This is a genomic window from Microbacterium sp. A94 (assembly GCF_051842855.1).
Lineage (GTDB): Bacteria > Actinomycetota > Actinomycetes > Actinomycetales > Microbacteriaceae > Microbacterium.
Genome location: NZ_JBPXMU010000001.1, coordinates 828,875 through 845,416, shown reverse-complemented (window position 1 = coordinate 845,416; position 16,542 = coordinate 828,875). Strand labels below are relative to the sequence as shown.

General features: G+C 64.8%; 18 protein-coding genes. 7 read left to right on the top strand and 11 right to left on the bottom strand.

The window, feature by feature from the left end:
• Positions 1-143 precede the first annotated feature (143 nt).
• A complete protein-coding gene (locus tag ACSU1L_RS04280) occupies positions 144-1,466 on the bottom strand; it encodes a bifunctional o-acetylhomoserine/o-acetylserine sulfhydrylase (RefSeq protein ID WP_438253582.1) in 1,323 nt (440 codons plus the stop codon).
• Between the two features lie 137 nt (positions 1,467-1,603).
• Between ACSU1L_RS04280 and ACSU1L_RS04275 the strand changes: the two genes are divergently transcribed.
• The 3 genes from ACSU1L_RS04275 to ACSU1L_RS04265 are packed head-to-tail and all read left to right on the top strand — an operon-like array spanning position 1,604 to position 3,707.
• Positions 1,604-2,392, top strand: a complete 789-nt coding sequence (locus ACSU1L_RS04275) for an SDR family oxidoreductase (protein ID WP_438253583.1) — start codon at positions 1,604-1,606, stop codon at positions 2,390-2,392.
• A 6-nt stretch (positions 2,393-2,398) separates the two neighbouring features.
• On the top strand, positions 2,399-3,091 hold the full coding sequence (locus tag ACSU1L_RS04270; RefSeq protein WP_439254825.1) for a uracil-DNA glycosylase: 693 nt from the start codon (positions 2,399-2,401) through the stop codon (positions 3,089-3,091).
• A 4-nt stretch (positions 3,092-3,095) separates the two neighbouring features.
• Entirely contained in the window at positions 3,096-3,707 is a 612-nt protein-coding gene (locus ACSU1L_RS04265; protein ID WP_439254824.1) for a GNAT family N-acetyltransferase, read from the top strand.
• On the opposite strand, the gene ACSU1L_RS04260 is transcribed toward ACSU1L_RS04265, so the two are convergent.
• Genes ACSU1L_RS04260 through ACSU1L_RS04235 form a run of 6 tightly spaced genes read right to left on the bottom strand, consistent with a single transcriptional unit; the run spans position 3,667 to position 9,580 of the window.
• Positions 3,667-4,422 (bottom strand): ABC transporter ATP-binding protein, encoded by a 756-nt coding sequence (locus ACSU1L_RS04260; protein ID WP_439255042.1) that lies wholly within the window; start codon positions 4,420-4,422, stop codon positions 3,667-3,669. The genes ACSU1L_RS04265 and ACSU1L_RS04260 overlap by 41 nt on opposite strands.
• A 53-nt stretch (positions 4,423-4,475) precedes the next feature.
• Positions 4,476-5,267: an ABC transporter ATP-binding protein gene (locus tag ACSU1L_RS04255; protein WP_439254823.1), complete on the bottom strand. Its 792-nt coding sequence runs from the start codon at positions 5,265-5,267 to the stop codon at positions 4,476-4,478.
• Positions 5,264-6,133 carry an ABC transporter permease gene (locus ACSU1L_RS04250; RefSeq protein WP_439254822.1) on the bottom strand — a complete coding sequence of 290 codons (870 nt, stop codon included), beginning with the start codon at positions 6,131-6,133 and terminating at the stop codon, positions 5,264-5,266. Before ACSU1L_RS04250 ends, ACSU1L_RS04255 begins: the two co-directional genes overlap by 4 nt.
• On the bottom strand, positions 6,130-7,080 hold the full coding sequence (locus ACSU1L_RS04245) for an ABC transporter permease (RefSeq protein WP_438253588.1): 951 nt from the start codon (positions 7,078-7,080) through the stop codon (positions 6,130-6,132). Before ACSU1L_RS04245 ends, ACSU1L_RS04250 begins: the two co-directional genes overlap by 4 nt.
• 4 nt (positions 7,081-7,084) lie before the next feature.
• Positions 7,085-8,602: an ABC transporter substrate-binding protein gene (locus tag ACSU1L_RS04240; RefSeq protein ID WP_439254821.1), complete on the bottom strand. Its 1,518-nt coding sequence runs from the start codon at positions 8,600-8,602 to the stop codon at positions 7,085-7,087.
• Between the two features lie 54 nt (positions 8,603-8,656).
• A complete protein-coding gene (locus ACSU1L_RS04235) occupies positions 8,657-9,580 on the bottom strand; it encodes an alpha/beta fold hydrolase (RefSeq protein ID WP_439254820.1) in 924 nt (307 codons plus the stop codon).
• 159 nt (positions 9,581-9,739) lie between these two features.
• On the opposite strand from ACSU1L_RS04235, the gene ACSU1L_RS04230 reads away from it, so the two are divergent.
• From ACSU1L_RS04230 to ACSU1L_RS04220, 3 genes are read left to right on the top strand one after another with little or no spacing between them, the layout of a single operon-like run.
• A complete protein-coding gene (locus ACSU1L_RS04230) occupies positions 9,740-10,216 on the top strand; it encodes a carboxymuconolactone decarboxylase family protein (RefSeq protein ID WP_438253591.1) in 477 nt (158 codons plus the stop codon).
• Positions 10,213-10,935 carry a tyrosine-protein phosphatase gene (locus ACSU1L_RS04225; RefSeq protein WP_439254819.1) on the top strand — a complete coding sequence of 241 codons (723 nt, stop codon included), beginning with the start codon at positions 10,213-10,215 and terminating at the stop codon, positions 10,933-10,935. The genes ACSU1L_RS04230 and ACSU1L_RS04225 overlap by 4 nt, the downstream gene beginning before the upstream one ends.
• Before the next feature lie 34 nt (positions 10,936-10,969).
• Positions 10,970-11,440 (top strand): SIP domain-containing protein, encoded by a 471-nt coding sequence (locus tag ACSU1L_RS04220; RefSeq protein ID WP_439254818.1) that lies wholly within the window; start codon positions 10,970-10,972, stop codon positions 11,438-11,440.
• On the opposite strand, the gene ACSU1L_RS04215 is transcribed toward ACSU1L_RS04220, so the two are convergent.
• From ACSU1L_RS04215 to ACSU1L_RS04200, 4 genes are read right to left on the bottom strand one after another with little or no spacing between them, the layout of a single operon-like run.
• Positions 11,398-11,871, bottom strand: a complete 474-nt coding sequence (locus ACSU1L_RS04215) for a Fe-S oxidoreductase (RefSeq protein ID WP_439254817.1) — start codon at positions 11,869-11,871, stop codon at positions 11,398-11,400. The genes ACSU1L_RS04220 and ACSU1L_RS04215 overlap by 43 nt on opposite strands.
• The gene (locus ACSU1L_RS04210; RefSeq protein ID WP_438253595.1) at positions 11,868-12,665 is read right to left on the bottom strand and encodes an arginase family protein; all 798 of its coding nucleotides are present in this window, start codon (positions 12,663-12,665) and stop codon (positions 11,868-11,870) included. Before ACSU1L_RS04210 ends, ACSU1L_RS04215 begins: the two co-directional genes overlap by 4 nt.
• A gap of 60 nt (positions 12,666-12,725) precedes the next feature.
• The gene (locus ACSU1L_RS04205) at positions 12,726-13,460 is read right to left on the bottom strand and encodes a PspA/IM30 family protein (RefSeq protein ID WP_439254816.1); all 735 of its coding nucleotides are present in this window, start codon (positions 13,458-13,460) and stop codon (positions 12,726-12,728) included.
• A 58-nt stretch (positions 13,461-13,518) separates the two neighbouring features.
• A complete protein-coding gene (locus ACSU1L_RS04200) occupies positions 13,519-15,576 on the bottom strand; it encodes a TPM domain-containing protein (RefSeq protein ID WP_439254815.1) in 2,058 nt (685 codons plus the stop codon).
• Between the two features lie 122 nt (positions 15,577-15,698).
• Here ACSU1L_RS04200 and ACSU1L_RS04195 point away from each other — a divergent pair, with 122 nt between their 5' ends.
• Positions 15,699-16,532, top strand: a complete 834-nt coding sequence (locus tag ACSU1L_RS04195) for a DUF3097 domain-containing protein (protein ID WP_439254814.1) — start codon at positions 15,699-15,701, stop codon at positions 16,530-16,532.
• Positions 16,533-16,542 lie beyond the last annotated feature (10 nt).

The following is a 16,542-nucleotide window of genomic DNA, read 5'->3' as shown; positions in this document are numbered from 1 at the left end:
CTCAGGGGGCATCCGGGCGCACGTTACGCGTCTGGTCCGCCCCGGCGTGTGCCATCTGCTCGGTGAAGAGGAAGAACCCGGGTCAGCGGTTGCACCGACCCGGGTTCTTCTTCCAGTACCGCTCAGCGCGGGCTGTGGACGCCTTAGGCGCGAGCAGCCTCCGACACACGACGCGCGGCAGCGAGTGCCTGGTCGAGGTCAGCCTTGAGGTCGTCGATGTTCTCGAGTCCTACCGACAGGCGCACCAGGCCCGGCGTGACGCCGGCAGTGAGCTGCTGCTCAGGCGAGAGCTGCGAGTGCGTGGTGGATGCCGGGTGGATGACGAGTGAGCGCACGTCGCCGATGTTAGCGAGGTGGCTGAACAGCGACAGGCTGTTGACGAACTCACGACCTGCCTCGACGCCGCCCTTGAGCTCGAACGACAGCACAGCGCCGACGCCCTTGGGGAGGTACTCGTTGGCCTTGGCGTACCACGGCGACGCGGGCAGGCCCGAGTAGTTCACCGAGGCGATGTCCTCGCGGCTGTCGAGCCACTCGGCGATCTCCTGCGCGTTCTGCACGTGGCGCTCGATGCGCAGTGAGAGAGTCTCGATGCCCTGGATGAGGTTCCACGCGCTCTGCGGGGAGATGGCCGATCCGAGGTCACGAAGCAGCTGCACGCGAGCCTTGATGATGTACGCGAGCGAGTCACCGACGGCGGTGGTGTAGCTGGCGCCGTGGTACGAGGGGTCTGGCTCGCTCAAGCCCGGGAACTTCTCAACGTTCTTAGACCATTCGAAGGTGCCGCCATCGATGATGGCGCCGCCGATGGTGGTGCCATGGCCGCCGAGGAACTTCGTCACCGAGTGGACGACGATGTCAGCGCCATGCTCGAACGGACGCAGCAGGTACGGCGTCGCGATCGTGTTGTCGACGATCAGCGGGACGCCGTCCGCGTGAGCGATATCTGCGATGGTGCGGATGTCGAGCACATTGATGCGCGGGTTTCCGATGGTCTCCGCGAACAGCAGCTTGGTGTTCGGGCGGATGGCCTGTCGCCACTCTTCGGCGTCGTCCTGGTTCTCGACGAACGTGACGTCGATGCCGAGCTTGGCGAGGGTGTACTTGAAAAGGTTGTACGTGCCGCCGTAGATCGAGCTGGAAGAGACGATGTGATCGCCGGCCTGCGCGATGTTCAGCACAGCGAACGTCGATGCCGCCTGGCCGCTGGAGAGGACGAGAGCACCGGTGCCGCCTTCGAGGGCGGCGAGGCGCTGCTCGAGCACGTCCTGGGTGGGGTTCTGAATGCGCGTGTAGATGTTGCCGAACTCAGCGAGCGCGAACAGATTCGCAGCGTGGTCCGCATTGTCGAAGACGTACGACGTGGTCTGGTAGATCGGTGTGGCACGTGCCTTCGTGACCGGGTCGGGTGCGGCGCCCGAGTGGATCTGCTTGGTCTCGAAACGCCAGGTTTCAGCTGCGGACATGAGGTTCTCCCTGGATCGGATAGAGGTCAGGACGGCGGATGCCGCTTCATGAAGAGTACGTAACGCCGTGCTGCGCAACAACGCGCCGGAAATGTTACGTAACATGCGCCGCGGCGGAAAAGCCGTACGGTTGATGCATGGTGATCAGGCGTGCAGTCGTGACAGGTGCAAGTTCAGGGATCGGCGAGGCGACCGTGCGAGAGCTCCGCTCCCGTGGTTGGGACGTCATTGGCGTCGCCAGACGCCAGGATCGCTTGCAGCAACTGGTCGAGGAGACCGGGGCTTCGGCGATCGCGTGCGATCTGACCGACGCGGATGCGGTGGCCGACCTCATCGCCGAGTTGGATGCTTCCGGGCCCGTGCACGCGCTCGTACAGGTTGCTGGCGGCGCCCGCGGAACCGATCGCGTCGAAGACGGCAACAGCGATGACTGGCAGTGGATGTTCGACGTCAACGTGCTCGCGACCCAGCGGCTGGTGGCCGGGATGCTGCCGCTGTTGCGGCGTGCTGCGGTATCCGACGGTCATGGCGACCTGATCTTCGTCACCTCCACAGCAGCACAGACGGCGTACCCCGGCGGATCCGGCTACAACGCAGCGAAAGCCGCGCAGTCGATGATCGTCAAGGTGCTGCGTCAGGAACTCAACGGCGAGCCGTTGCGCGTCGTCGAGGTTGCCCCGGGCATGGTGCACACCGAAGAGTTCACCCTCAACCGCCTGCGCGGAGATCGACTCGGCGCGGAGTCGGTGTACTCCGGTGTGGATGCTCCGCTCACTGCCCACGACGTCGCCGACGTCATCGGCTACGCCCTCGACGCTCCGGGCCACGTGAACCTCGATCTGATCACGATGCGTCCGGTCGCGCAGTCCGCACAGCACCTGCTCGCCCGTGGAACATTGCGCGTGCGCACCGAATCCGAGGACTGACCGCGGGTGTTGCACCGCTCGCTGATCGATCCCGGCTGGGCCGCGGCTCTCGCCCCGGAGGCGGATGCGATCGCCGCGATGGAGCAACGACTGCAGTCCGAGCCCTACCTTCCTGCGCCCGAGCACATTCTGCGAGCGTTCCAGCGGCCGCTGGACGATGTGCGCGTGCTCATCGTCGGGCAGGATCCATACCCGACCCCAGGGCATCCCATCGGGCTCTCCTTCGCCGCCGATCGCCATGTGCGTCCGCTGCCGCGGAGCCTGGTGAACATCTATCGTGAGCTGCACGATGATCTCGGCATCCAGCCGGCGGTGCATGGTGACCTGAGTGCCTGGAGCGACCAGGGTGTGCTGCTGCTGAACCGTGTGCTCACGGTTCGCCCGGGAGAGCCGGGCTCTCATCGCGGTTGGGGCTGGGAGGAGATCACCGAGCTGGCAATTCGGGCACTGGTGGCCCGCGGCCGGCCGCTGGTTGCGATCCTGTGGGGCAAAGATGCTGCGCGGCTCGAGCCGATGCTGGGTGAGACGCCGATCATCGAGTCCGCGCATCCTTCACCGCTGTCAGCGCGAAGAGGATTCTTCGGCTCGAGACCGTTCTCCCGCGCCAACGATCTTCTGCAGCAGCAGGGGGCGGCTCCGGTCGATTGGAATGTCGCGAGTGCCGATGATTCCGGTGACCTGCAACCAGCACTATTCTGACGGAATGCAGTTCGAACCCGGTGACCGGCGTCGACGTTTACCGCGGCATCTGCAGGCGATGCCACCCGAGGCGGAGACGTTCGCGTACACGATCCGCGCCGTCAGGATCAGCGATCTGCCGGACATTCGGGCCATCTACAACCACTACGTCGAAAACTCCGTGGTGACCTTCGATGAGAAGCCCACCACACACCGGTTCTGGCGTGAGAAGTTCTCGATGCTCCAGCGGCTCAAACTGCCGTTCATCGTTGCGGTCACGGCGACGAATCAGGTGATCGGCTACGCGCTTGTGCAGCCGTGGGCGGCGAAATCCGCGTATCGGTACACGGTGGAGAGTTCCATTTATCTGGGGCCGGCCGCGGGGGGAAAAGGGTTGGGCACGGCGCTGCTGGAACAGCTGATCGACGCGTGCGAGCAGATCCGACTGCGCGAGATCGTGGCGGTGATCAGCGACAGCGGAGCGGATGCATCGATCCGATTGCACAGGAAGCTCGGTTTTATCGAGTCGGGCCGCATGAGCGGCCTCGGGTTCAAATTCGGTCGCTCGTTGGGGACGGTCTACCTGCAGAAGTCGCTCACGCCGAAGCAGAGTCGCCGCGGGCGGCTGCGGGAATGACCGGGATCGCCGCGAGCAGTCTCTGGGTATAGGCCTGCTGCGGATTCAGCAGGACGTCGGTTGTCGTGCCGCGCTCCACGATGCGCCCGTCCTTCATCACGGCGACCGTGTCGCAGAGGTTCTGCACCATACCGATATCGTGCGAGACGACGATGAGGGTCAACTCCTCGGTGCGCAGGAGCTGCTCGAACAGCTCCAGCACCTGGGCGCGCACGGTGACGTCCAGGGCAGACATCGGCTCATCGCCGACGAGGATGCGGGGACGGTGGACGATGGCTCGTGCGATGGCGACCCGCTGTCGCTGACCACCGGAGAACTCGTGCGGGTAGCGGTCAGCCATCTCGGGCTCGAGTCCGACCTGCGTGAGAACTTCACGAACGCGGGAGCGTCGATCGCCGGCAATGCCCAGTGCCCACAGCGGCTCAGCGATGATCTGCCCGGCGTTCATCCGGGGATCCAACGATGCGTAGGGGTCTTGGAAGACGAGTCCGCTCTGACGACGCAGCCAGTGCAACGAACGGGCGGAGCCGCTGGCATCCACGCTCTTGCCGTCGATGGTGACCGAGCCGCTCGTCGGGCGATCGAGTCCCAGCAGAAGCCGCACCAGCGTCGACTTTCCAGAACCGGACTCGCCGATGAGGCCGATGGATTCACCCGCCTCGATGTTTAGATCTGTGGGATGCAACGCTGTCTGCGTCTGCGCGCGTTCGAACATCGCCTTCTTGGGCACGGGGAAGTCGCGACTGAGGCCTCGGGTTTCGATCAGGCTCACGCTTCACCACCGTTCGGGCGCCACAGCGTGGCGGTGGCATCGCGCAGCAGCCCCTGCGTAATCGGAGAGGTGGGGGCGGTCAGCAGCGTGGAAACCGGTGCGTGCTCGATCACCTTCCCGTCCTCCAGGACCACCCCGTGGGTGGCGACCTGCGCGAGCACGGCGAGGTCGTGAGTGATGAACATCAGCGACATGCCCTGCTCCTCGACCAGCGAGAGCAGCAATTGCAGGATCTCGGCCTGAATAGTGACATCCAGAGCGGTGGTCGGCTCATCGGCGATGAGCAGCTGCGGTCGGCATGCGAGCGACATGGCGATCGCGACGCGTTGCCGTTGGCCTCCGGAGAGCTGGTGCGGGTATTTGTCTATCGTGGATCGGGGGTCGGGCAGACGCACCCGCGTCGCCTCTTCGACAGCCCGCTCACGCGCTTCGCGCCTGCTGACCCGGGTGTGGATTCGGACCGATTCGGCGATCTGCCTGCCGACGGTGCGGATCGGGTTCAGCGCCGTCTGGGGCTCCTGGAACACGATGCCGATATCGTCACCGCGCAGACGGGCGAGGTGCTTGTCGGGCATCCCGATGAGCTCCGTGCCATTCCAGCGGATGCTGCCGCTGGCTGTTGCACCATCGGGGAGCAGACCCATGATCGCGAGAGCGGTGACGGACTTTCCGGAGCCGGACTCACCGATCAGACCGAGCCGCGCGCCATCGGGCACCTCGAATGAGATGCCGTCGATGACGCGTCTGCCGTCGATGACGACGACGAGATCCTCGACGATGAGACTCATGCGACCACCGCCGGAGTATGTAGTTCGGCCGACCGGTGCCGCAGCGTCGGATCGGTCGCCTCGCGCAGCGCATCGCCCAGAAGATTCAATGCCAGCACCGTGATCGTGATGGCCAGGCCCGGCCAGACCACCGAGAGCGGGTGGATGATGATGTACCGCTGCAGATCCGCCAGCAGAATGCCCCAGGACGGTTCGACGACGGACGCACCGAAACCGAGGTAGGACAGCCCCGCCTCAGCGAGCACGGCGACCGCCATAGACCAGGACAGCTGGACGATGAACACCGGTGCAACGTTGGGCAGCAGGTGACGGAGCAGATTCTGACCGGCCGACAGCCCCGATGCTCTTCCGGCCAGCACGAAATCGCTCTTCTGGACCCGTCGCAGCTCTGGACGGGTGACGCGTGCGATGTTGACGCCGAAGCCGATGCCCACCGCCCAGATCACCACCCACAGTGATCCGCCCCACACCGAGGAGATCATCATGGCGATGATCAGTACGGGAAAGGCGATGAGGATGTCGACGAGAACGGCGACGGTCTCTCTCATCCAGCGGAAGGTCAGAGCTCCCAGAGTCGCCAGCAGGATACCGATGAGGGTTGCGATGACTCCGGCGCCGATGCTCACGAAAACGGTTGTGCGGGCACCAACCATGATGAGGCTGAGGATGTCGCGGCCCGTGTTATCGGTGCCCAGCAGGTGCGGCCAACTGGGGGCAGCCCACCGGTTGCGGACGTTCGCGTCGAGGGGATTGAACGGCGTCCAAAATATCGATACCAGCGCGATCAGGGCGATCGCCCCTGCGGTGATGAGCCCGAAACGTCCCGTTGCGCTGCTCCACAGCGAGCGCAGCCAGCGCGGCATCATGCGGCCTCCCGCTGTCTGGGGTCGACGAAATGATGGATGAGATCGACGATGAAGCCGATGATGAGAACAAACCCGGTGAGTACCAGCAGCTCACTTTGCACTTTGACTAGATCACGTGTTCCGACATCGGCTACCAGCATCCGGCCGATTCCCGGCAGGGTGAAAAGCTGTTCGATCACAACCGAGCCGACGATGATCCCGGCAACCTGCAGTCCCAGGACGGTCACAATCGACAGGCCCACAGCAGGGATGCCGTGCCGGATCAGCGCCTGATTGCGCGTGAGTCCTTTGGCCGCGGCTGTACGGACGAAGTCCTGACCGCGCGCCTGCAGACTGGCGCTGCGCACGAAGCGCAGCAGCATCGCCCCCTCGACTATGCCGATCGTGAGCGCAGGCAGCAGCAGCGCCCGGATCGCCTGCCATGGCTCGGACCATCCGCTGCGGGGGAAGCCCTGCGCCGGCAGCACTCCGAGCCAGACGGCGAAGACCACGATGAGCATCATCCCCGCCCAGATGACCGGGACTGCTGCGAGGGATTGCGCGGCCACGCTGATGGCCGTGCCTCCCGCTCGTCCGCGCAGTACTGCCGAGAGGACGCCGAACGGAATCGCGATGAGTAATGCGATCACCAGCGACATGATGCCCAGCGGGACGGTCACCTGCGCCTTCTCGACGAGTTCCTCGCCGACGGAGGCCCCACTGAGCTGAGACGTGCCCAGATCACCGGTGAGTACTCCGCCGATCCAATCGCCGTACTGCACTGGCAGGGGGTGGTTGAGCCCCAGCGACTCCCGCAGCGCCTCCACAGTGGCAGGCGATGCCTGCGTGCCCGCGATCAACTGTGCGACGTCGCCGGGGAACACCCGCAGAGTCAGGAAGATGAGCACGCTCGACACGAGGAGTCCGGCGATGAGCAGGACCCCTCGTGTGAGCGTGTAGCGCAGCACCGGGCTATTCGGTGACGACGGTGACACCCGCGAGGTTGATTCGCGAGTTGATGGAGTCTTGCGGGAATCCGGATACGGTCGGGCGGACGGCAGTGATGGTCTCGCCGGTGTACAGCCAGTCTGCAGCGTGGTCCTCTGAGACGAGGCGTGCGGCTTCGGCCAGCAGCTCGGCCGAGGCATCCTCATCGATCTCGGCAAGGGCCTCGGCGTAGAGCCGCTGAACCTCGGGGTTGTCGTAACCGAAGTAGTACGTCGGGTCAGCGAAGTTGCCGAAGTCGCGGGGCTCGACGTGCAGCACGAAACTGAGGTCGTAGTCGTGGTTGGTGTAGACATCCTCGAGCCAGGTGGGGAATTCGACCGGGTCGACTTCGAGCGTGACTCCGACCTTGGAGAAGTCAGACACGAGCACCTGCGGAACAGTGGTGCCGTAGAAGGACGGAATGGTCAACGTCAGATCGAGCGTTTCATGTCCGGCCTCGGCGAGCAGCTCTTTTGCGCGCTCCGGGTCGTAGGGTGCGACGTCGGACAGGTCTTCGTAACCGGGATCGAGTTCGGGAATCGGCCCGTACTGGGCGGTGCCGGCGCCGACCGCCTCGATAAGGCCCTCGTGATCGACGGCAAGGCGCAGTGCTTCGCGAACACGGATGTCATCCAAGGGAGCCTTGGCGTTGTTGAAGGCGAGGGTGGCCTTGTCGGTGGTGCGTCCCCGCGTCAGCAGGAACTCACCGGAGGATTCGAGTTCGGGTGCGAGGTTGGGATCGACGGCGGTGAGAACATCCAAGCTGCCGTCGAGCGCGGCATTGACGCCTGCCGTGAAGTCCGGGATGTACTCGAAGACGACCTCGGCGACGCCTGCCGGCTCGCCCCAGTACTCGTCGTATCGGGCGAAGGTGATCGCACTGCCCTTACTCCACTTCTGCAGTGTGAAGGGGCCGGTGCCGTTCTCCGCAGTCTGCATATCGGTGGTGTCCCCGGACTGGAATACGAGCCCCGCGGGACCGGTGAGTGCGAACAGGAAGTTCTGGTTCGGTTGCGTCAGCGTGATGACGACCGTGCTCGCATCAGGTGCCGTGACCGAGGCAACACCAGCGAAATCAGCGAAGCCCTGCATCGTTTCGTCGGCACGAACGGCCTCGAAGGAGGCCACGACATCTGCCGATGTGAGCGCGGTTCCGCTGTGGAAGGTGAGCCCCTCATTGAGCGTGAAGGTGTAGGTGAGTCCGTCGGGGGAGACCTCGTAGTCGGAGGCCAGGCGCGGTTCGATCGTGTTGTCCTGCGTGCGCGTGACCAAGCCTTCATAGACGTTGTCGATGAGGACCTGTTCGATCGCCGCTCCGCTGGTGTGGCGGATATCGAGGTTCGTCGGCTCCAGGACGAGCCCGACGGTGAGCGTTGCGCTGGCATCCGGGACGCCGGTGGCGGTCTCGACCGGATCGGGTCCAGACCCGGCGCAGGCACTCAGGATGACGGTGGTGGCAGCGATGACCGAAATGACGGCTGCGCGTTTGGTGCGTCGGAACATGAAGGGCGAGATCCTCTCGGTGCGGCAGGTGCTGTGTGCCGATTCGGGTAGAGCCTAGAGCGTGGTGCGGTCAGCCAGTTCACGAATGGCATCGGCGAGTTCTGCCGGGGCGGTTTCTTGCACGTTGTGGGTGGCGTCCATGGCAATGACCCGCGCTGCCGGCACCCGGCGTGCGAACTCCTCACCGTCCGGCGCGGTGACGAAACCGGCGATCGCGCGCACGAGAGTGATGGGGGCTTGCACGGCGGCGAGGTCCTCCCACCCGGTCGGCGTGAGCACGGCGGGGGATACCGCGTCATCCGCAGAAGCGGCGATCGCCTGTGCGGCCAGATGAGCGAAGTGATGCTTCCACTCGATCCGGCCGTCCGGACGGACCCGGGTGTTCAGAAAGACACCGCGTTCGGTTTCGGCGCGTGTTCCGCCGAACCCCAGGGACATGGCGCGGTCAACAAGTTCGTCGCGGCTGGCGAAGTCGGTGGGTCCCTCGTAGAACTTGCGCAGTACGGTGGGGCCGGCCGAGGTATCGATTCCGGGGGTGATGTCGACGATCATCAGCTCGCGGACGAGATCCGGTCGGGCAGCGGCAACAGCCGCCGCGGTCAGACCGCCCAGCGACTGGCCCACGAGGACCTGGGGCTGGGTGGTCCATGCATCCAGGGCGGCGGCGATATCAGCGGCCAGTGTTCGGGCCGAGTAATCTGCATCGGTCCGCCAGCTGGAATCGCCGTGCCCGGTTAGATCAATGGCAAGCACCGGATGCTGGATGTGCAGTGTGGTCGTGTCCCAGGTATGAGCGTTGAGACCTGCGCCATGCAAGAGCGTGATGACGGGAGAACCTTCGCCGAACTTGAGGGCGCTGATCACGCGACCGTCGGCCAGAGCGAGGGTGAGCCGCGTCACTGACGGAGCCGTCACACCGAGAGCTTCGGCCTGGTGCGGAAGATAGCTGAACTCGTTGGTTTCTGTCGCCACGCCCATATTCTGACCCCCAAACCCGTGCAGTAAGAAATGCCGGAGCAGAATGCTCAGTAACAACGCAGGTCTACCGAGTGATATGCATTCTTCAAAAGAAGTTTGCTTGACATGATGCATTTCAACGCAGAACGGGATGCTGGTATCCCGTCCTATCATGGAGACATGAGTGAGACGCGCGTGCACCTGTCAAAAACCGAGCCGGCCGCTTATCGGGCACTGGACGCATTTTCGCAGACAGTCGGTGAGATCTGCGAGGCGAACGGAATCGATGACCGGCTGAAAGAGCTCGTGATGATCCACAGTTCGCAGCGCAACGGGTGCGCGTACTGCACGCGAGTGCATGTCGACCGCGCTGCCGAGGCGGGAATCGACCCGGACACCCTCGCGCAGCTGCCGGCGTGGCGCGAGAGCGGCGTGTTCTCCGATCGTGAGCGTGCAGCGCTCGAGCTGGCGGAAGCGTTCACCCACATTCATGACGGGGGCATCCCCGACGATGTCTACAACCGCGTCGGCAGTGTCTTCACCGAAAAGGAGTACGCGGCTCTGAGCTGGGCCTGCGTTTCCATTAACGCATTCAACCGGGTGGTGATCGCCGGCCGCTACCCGGTGCCGGCACGGGGGAAGCAGGCATCGGCGTGACGATCCTCGAAGTCGACGGCGTCTTCAACGTTCGCGATGTCGGCGGGATGCCCGCTGAGAGCGGACGCATCCGTACGGGCACGCTGCTGAGGTCGGGCAACCTCGTCCAAGCAACGGCGGTCGGTATCGCGGAGTTGGAGCGCCGGGTCACGCACATCGTCGACCTCCGTGATGGCCAAGAGGTCGCCACTGCGCCGTCGCCACCACTGTCGATGACCACAACCCACCTGCCGCTCTTTCTCGGGTCGGTGACGTCATTCTTCGAGGAGGACCTCAGCCTGGGGCAGATGTACCGCCAACTTGTCGAGGAGAGCGCTGCACGAATCGTGGATGCGATCCGGGTAATTGCGCAGAATGAATCGACCCTGGTGCACTGCACGGTCGGCAAGGATCGCACCGGTGTCACCGTCGCACTCGCTCTTGCGGCGGTCGGGGCGGACCGCGAAGCCGTTATCGCGGACTATGCGCTCACAGCGTCGCAACTGCCTGAGGAGCGCAACCGTCGAATCGTCACGTTCCTGCAGACGCAGCATCCGGAGGCACAGCATGCGCTCGCACTGGCGACGCTGTCCCCGGCTGAGGAGATGCGGGCGCTCTTGGATGAGGTGGATGCGCGGTGGGGATCGGCGGCCGAGTATCTGCTGGCGAATGGGATGGCGCAGACCGATCTCATCGCGTTGCAGAAGACGCTCGTCGAAGAAGTCGCGCTACCAAGGTAAGGCAACCCTTCATCCGGTGTATGATGGAGGAATCATGACGGCATCCTCCATCGTTCGCAGCGGGCGCGCCCAGCGCCGGGCCGCACGGCTGAGCTCGCACCACCTGGTGACCGCAGACGAAAACTCGCTGCTGGACCTCGAGGTCTTCCTCAGCACTCTGCCGCTGTGCGCCTCCGGACGCGTCTTCATCGAAGTTCCGCACGCCGACGATATTGGATTCATCGAGGCTCCGGCCCGCATGACGGTGACTTGGCTGGCCCGCTCGTCGCGAACAGGTGCCCCGGGGACCGGTCGCACGTGCGCACCCGGCGCAGCGGTTGCGCGTGCTGCTACGGCATGGGCAGACGAGATGCTCTGCGACGACGAGCGTCCCACTCAGGTGACGTTGCTCGGCGGGTACCTCGGCACCGCTGACATCGTGGACCACCTCACCGGCACTCTTGCTGTTTCGGCCGCGCAGATTCAGGCTCCGGAGCGCTTCGGGCTGCTACCCGCCGCCCGCTGAGCACGGCGCACGTAGTTGCCGTCTTCCAGTCCTGCCTCGATCTCGAAGCGGTTGCGCAACGGGTCACGGCCGGCTAGCAGGTACAGCAACGGCATCAAGAAGCCATAGCGAAGCCATTGCGCCTTGTGGACGGCTTCATGGCGCAGCACAGCGTCGCTGGGATTGGCATCTCCGGTCAGGAAACAACCACCGACGCATACGCCGCCACGGTTGAACGTCCACTGCGGCATGCCGCGGAAGACCCACAGGCCCGCTCGACGCTCGACGGGTCCCGTGCTCCACAGCGTTCCCCAGGTCCAGCCAACGGCCGTGCCCCAGGCGTAGCCGATCCGGCTGATCGGCGAACGCAGCAGGAAGGACGGGATGCGGCGATCAAAGCGTCGTCCACGCGCAAGCGCAGCTTCAGCCGCGGGGCGCCAATCAGCGCTCACGCGATCGCACCGATGAGCCGCAGAATAGTGCCGAGATCGTCGACGGCATCTACGGGCGATCGCGGCGCAAACCCTGCGATTGTCGCCCCGGCCAAATCAAAGCGTCCGCGTAGGGCGCGCAGCGCATCGGTGAGCGCCGCGGTGCCGGCGCCGAACGGTGTTGCCGTCGACACACCGGTGATTTCGGCAGGGTCGAGTACATCGACATCGATGTGCACCCAGACCCGCTTGGCTCCGGTGGCTGCCACGGCATCGGCCAGGGCATCCGCATTTTCGAGTTCTCGGACGCTCACCTGGGTGAGTCCGGCAAGCTGTGTCTCTTCTGCGTCGTCGAGTGCGCGGGCGCCGACGACGACGACGCGATCTTTCGCGATTGCGGGGGAGAGCGCGAGCTGCCCCTCGCCCTCACCGATGATGCTGCGCAGTGCCATGCCCGAGTACGCACCCGAGGGTGATGTGTCCGGGGCATGCAGGTCAGGATGTGCGTCGCACCAGACGACGGCGACGTCATCGTGATCGATCGCGCTCAGCGCGGCGGCAGTGACGCTGCAGTCTCCGCCGATGACGATCGTTTCCGGCGTCATCGCATCCGCGATGAGCGCACGAACGCGCAGCAGAGAGCTCAACCGATGCACTCCGGTTCCCAGCGAGTCACCAGCCTCGACCGGCACATCGAGAACCGTCGTGGCCGTGCGGGGCAGGTCACCGGCGATGGCTGATGCCCCGTCGATGAGGAGCATTGCCCGCGCAGACGGCGATCCCTGCCACTGCGGTACTACAAGAAAACGGGCCACGTCAATCTCCAAAGAATAAGACGGGTGCCCGGGATGCCGACATCCCAGGCACCCGGAGTCTCAGGACTCGAGCTGCGACTGCGAAGTGCCGGCCTTGAGCTCGGCCAGACGCGCCTCGACCTCGGTGAGCTCACCGAGGTCTTCCAGGCTCTCGAACTGGGCGTCGAGGCTGGACGCCGCCAGCTCGATCTTGCCCTGGGCGAGGGCCTCCTGGCGACGAACCTTGTCTTCGAAACGACCCAGTTCGCTGGTGGGGTCAAGCACGTTGATGGACGAGACGGCATCCTGCACCTTGGTCTGTGCTTCGGCGACCTTGGCCCGAGCCAGCAGTTCGCTGCGCTTGTTCTTCAGCTCGCCGAGCTTGTCCTTCATCCCGTTCAGGCCGCTCTTGAGCTTGTCGACGACCTCGGTCTGCGCGGAGATCGTCGGCTCGACACCGGTGGCCTCACGCTCGGCGCTGATCTGACGCTGCAGCGCGATCTTCGCCAGGCTGTCGAACTTGTCAGCATCCGCCGATTCGCCGGCACCGCGCAGCTCATCTGCCTTACGGCTCGCGGCGAGCGCCTTGTTTCCCCAGTTCCTCGCGGACTGCACATCTTCCTCGTGGTCGCGCTCGAGCAGACGCAGATTGCCGATGGTCTCGGCGATGGCGGCCTCAGCGTCGGCGACGTTGTTCGTGTAGTCGCGGACGAGCTGGTCGATCATCTTCTGCGGGTCTTCCGCGGAATCGATGAGCGAGTTGATGTTGGCCTTCATGAGGGTCGAGATGCGGCCGAAGATGGACTGCTTGGTCATGGTGTTTCCTTTCGGTTGGAATGTCGAAGTCAGGTCAAGTCAAGGACGAAGCACGTTATTAGAAGCGGCCCCCGCCGGAGCGCCCGCTGCGGCCGCCGCTGCTGCGACTGCCGCCGCCGCTCCGACTGCCACCGCCGAAGCCCGAGCTGCGGAATCCACTGCTGCTGCTGGAGCGCCAACTGCTCCGACCAGACGAGGATCGGCCGCCACCGCCGCCACCGGAGAGCAGACCACCGATGATGCCGCCGAGGATATCGCCGCCGATTCCTGAACTGGAAGAGTGGGATGATCCGCCGAAGAATCCACCGCCGAAGCCGCTGTCGTACTGACTATGGCTGTAACTGTTGATATCGGACTGAGCCGTGGACTGCGCCTGCCGAGCGAGGGAGAGCGCACGCTGTGCCTCGCTCAGCGCCGCCTGCGGGTCGCTGTGTTCGAGCGTGTGGGCATGCGTGAGGGAAGCCTCAGCCTGGGAGAGGCGAGTTCGGGCGGTGGATCCCACGGTGCCGCGACGCGTCTGGATGAAGTCCCGGGTGCCGCGCACCTGGGAATCGGCCTGGGTCAGCGTCTGCTGAAGCATCAACTGAGCACGGCGAGTGCGTTCAACGCTTTCACGGCCCTGGGCGATAGCGGCATCGATCTGCGCGTTCGCTGCGGTCAGAGCGTCAAGAACACGCTGGGGGTTGCGTGCGGGACCGGCAAGATCTGCCTCAGCCTGTTGCAACTGGGTAGTCGTCGCAGTCATGGCCGCAGAGATCGCGCCCGAAGCGTCGGGCAGCTGTTGAGCGGCAGCGAGGTCGCTCTTCAGCTCGATGATCAGCGCTGTGGACTGCCGCTCGCTTTCGGCGAGCTCTGTACCGAGTGCAGCTATAGCGTTCGCCAACTGCGCGGCCTGGGCCGCCGCCTGCTCTGCCGTGCGAATGGCAAAAGCGGCCTCGCCGTTGCTGCCCGCAGCAAGAGCCGATGTTGCGGCTTCGATCGAGTGGTCTGCCAGATCTGCGCGCTCTCGCGCCTCGGCCGGATTATCTGAGATCGCGCCGAGCGCTTCGGGGGCGTAGGCAGCGGCAAGCGCAGCCAGCGCAGCGGAGGCGCCGGTCACGAGCGGTTCAACCTGTGCTCGTTCGGCGCAAACTCGCTCGAGTTCTTGCGGCGCATTCTGCTCGAGCTTGCGCAGCGCGTCGAAAGCTTCGGTGTTGTCATCGAGGACGTCATCGATCTCATCGCACAGCTGGATGATGCGAATATGCCAGGCACGACGCTCGTGGATGGTGTCTTCGATCTCGTCATCGAGCTTCTGTTTGAGATCGAACGCCTGAGACATCTTCTGCTGGGCGGATTCGATCGCGCCGCTGAATGCTGCCGTTGCTCCCTCGCCGTACTGGGCGACAGCGAAGCCCAGCTCTTCTCGGCTGGAGGTGATCGCGTCGTCTGCCTGCACGAGCGCGGATCCGGCTTCAGTCTCGACCTGCTCATCGGTCATGGTGGAGAAGGGATCGTTCGGGTCCGGCTTTTCGGGCATGGCCCCACGCCGCCGGATCTCCGCATTCTTCCTGGCACGCCGAATGAGCGCGACAACGAGCCAGGCCACGAGGGCGAGAGCGACGATCCCGGCGAAGATCAGCACGCCTCGCAGCATGCCTGCGCCACCGTCGCCCTGAATCTCATCGGCGGCGAGGATGATCGCGCCGTCCCAATCCTTTGCCGCGAGCAGGGGTTGGATCGCGTCTTCGATGTTGCTGAGCTTGCCCTCGCTGAGCGGCCCACCCTGTGCGGCTGAGATGTAAAAGGCGCGGCCCTCGACTGCGACGGCGAGCAGGTACTGCTCGGGGCCCAGATTGTTGCGGTCAGCCACGGTGTCAGCCCATACGACGTAGTCGGACGGAGAGGTGAACTCGTCCACGAGGACCACGAAGAGGTCGGCGGTGGAGTTCTCGGTGAGCTCCTGCAAACGCTCCTCGGTTGCCTGCTTCTCGCCCGCGCTGAGCACACCAGCGCTGTCGGTCACGTACCCGGGGTCGAGTGGCAGCGGATCGGTGGCATGGGCTGCGGGGGCGGTCAATGCACCCAAGAGCATCGCGGACGTGATTACGGCCGTAGTCCGCCACCTCGTCTTCATCGTGTTCCCTCCGGGTGGCAGCCGTGCGTCATGCCACGAGTCTATGCAAACAGTCAGACACGCGACAGCATCAACCGGCGGATCGCCGTTCGCCATCAGCGCAGACACATACGCTGGAGGGCATGGAAGACATGTACGGCTCTGATGTGCTGGCGGCGGGATGGCGAGAGCGCGGCGCCAAGAAGGTTCCGGACGTCGCAGCCGAACGCGACCTGGTCGTCGAGGTCGCCATCGACGGATACTGCGGCGCGGTGACGCGGGTGCAGAGCGGACACGTTGAGCTGGAGGATTATCGGGGGCGCAAGCGGCTCTTTCCCCTCGGCGGAGGATTCCTCATCGACGGCGAGCCGGTTCGGCTCACCCCTCCCGCACCCGTGAAACAGGCGATCAAGCGCACAGCCTCCGGATCGTTCGTTGCCGACGACCAGCGTGCGCGTGTTGCGCTGCCCAGCCGCATCCTCGTCGAGGGCAAGCACGACGCCGAGTTGGTTGAGAAGGTATGGGGCGCGGATCTGCGTGCGGAGGGCGTGGTTGTCGAGTTTCTGCAGGGTGCTGATCTTCTCGACGAGCTGCTCGCGAGCGAGCCGCCCAGTGCGACTCGTCGCTACGGGGTTCTGCTGGATCATCTCGTGCCCGGATCGAAGGAGTCGCGCCTTGCGGATGCTGTCCGGCGCGGCCCGCACGGTGCGCATGTGCGCATCGTCGGGCATCCCTTCATCGATGTCTGGCAGTGTGTGACGCCGAAGACGCTAGGCATCGCGCGTTGGCCGGAGATTCCACGCGGCACCGACTGGAAGACCGGGATCTGCCGAGCATTCGGCTGGCCGTACCAGGAGCAGGGCGACACCGGACGCGCCTGGCAGCACATCCTGAGCAAGGTGACCTCCTATCGCGATCTCGAACCCGCGCTGCTCGGTCGGGTCGAGGAACTGATCGACTTCGTGACGGTGCCCTGACAGTTAAGCT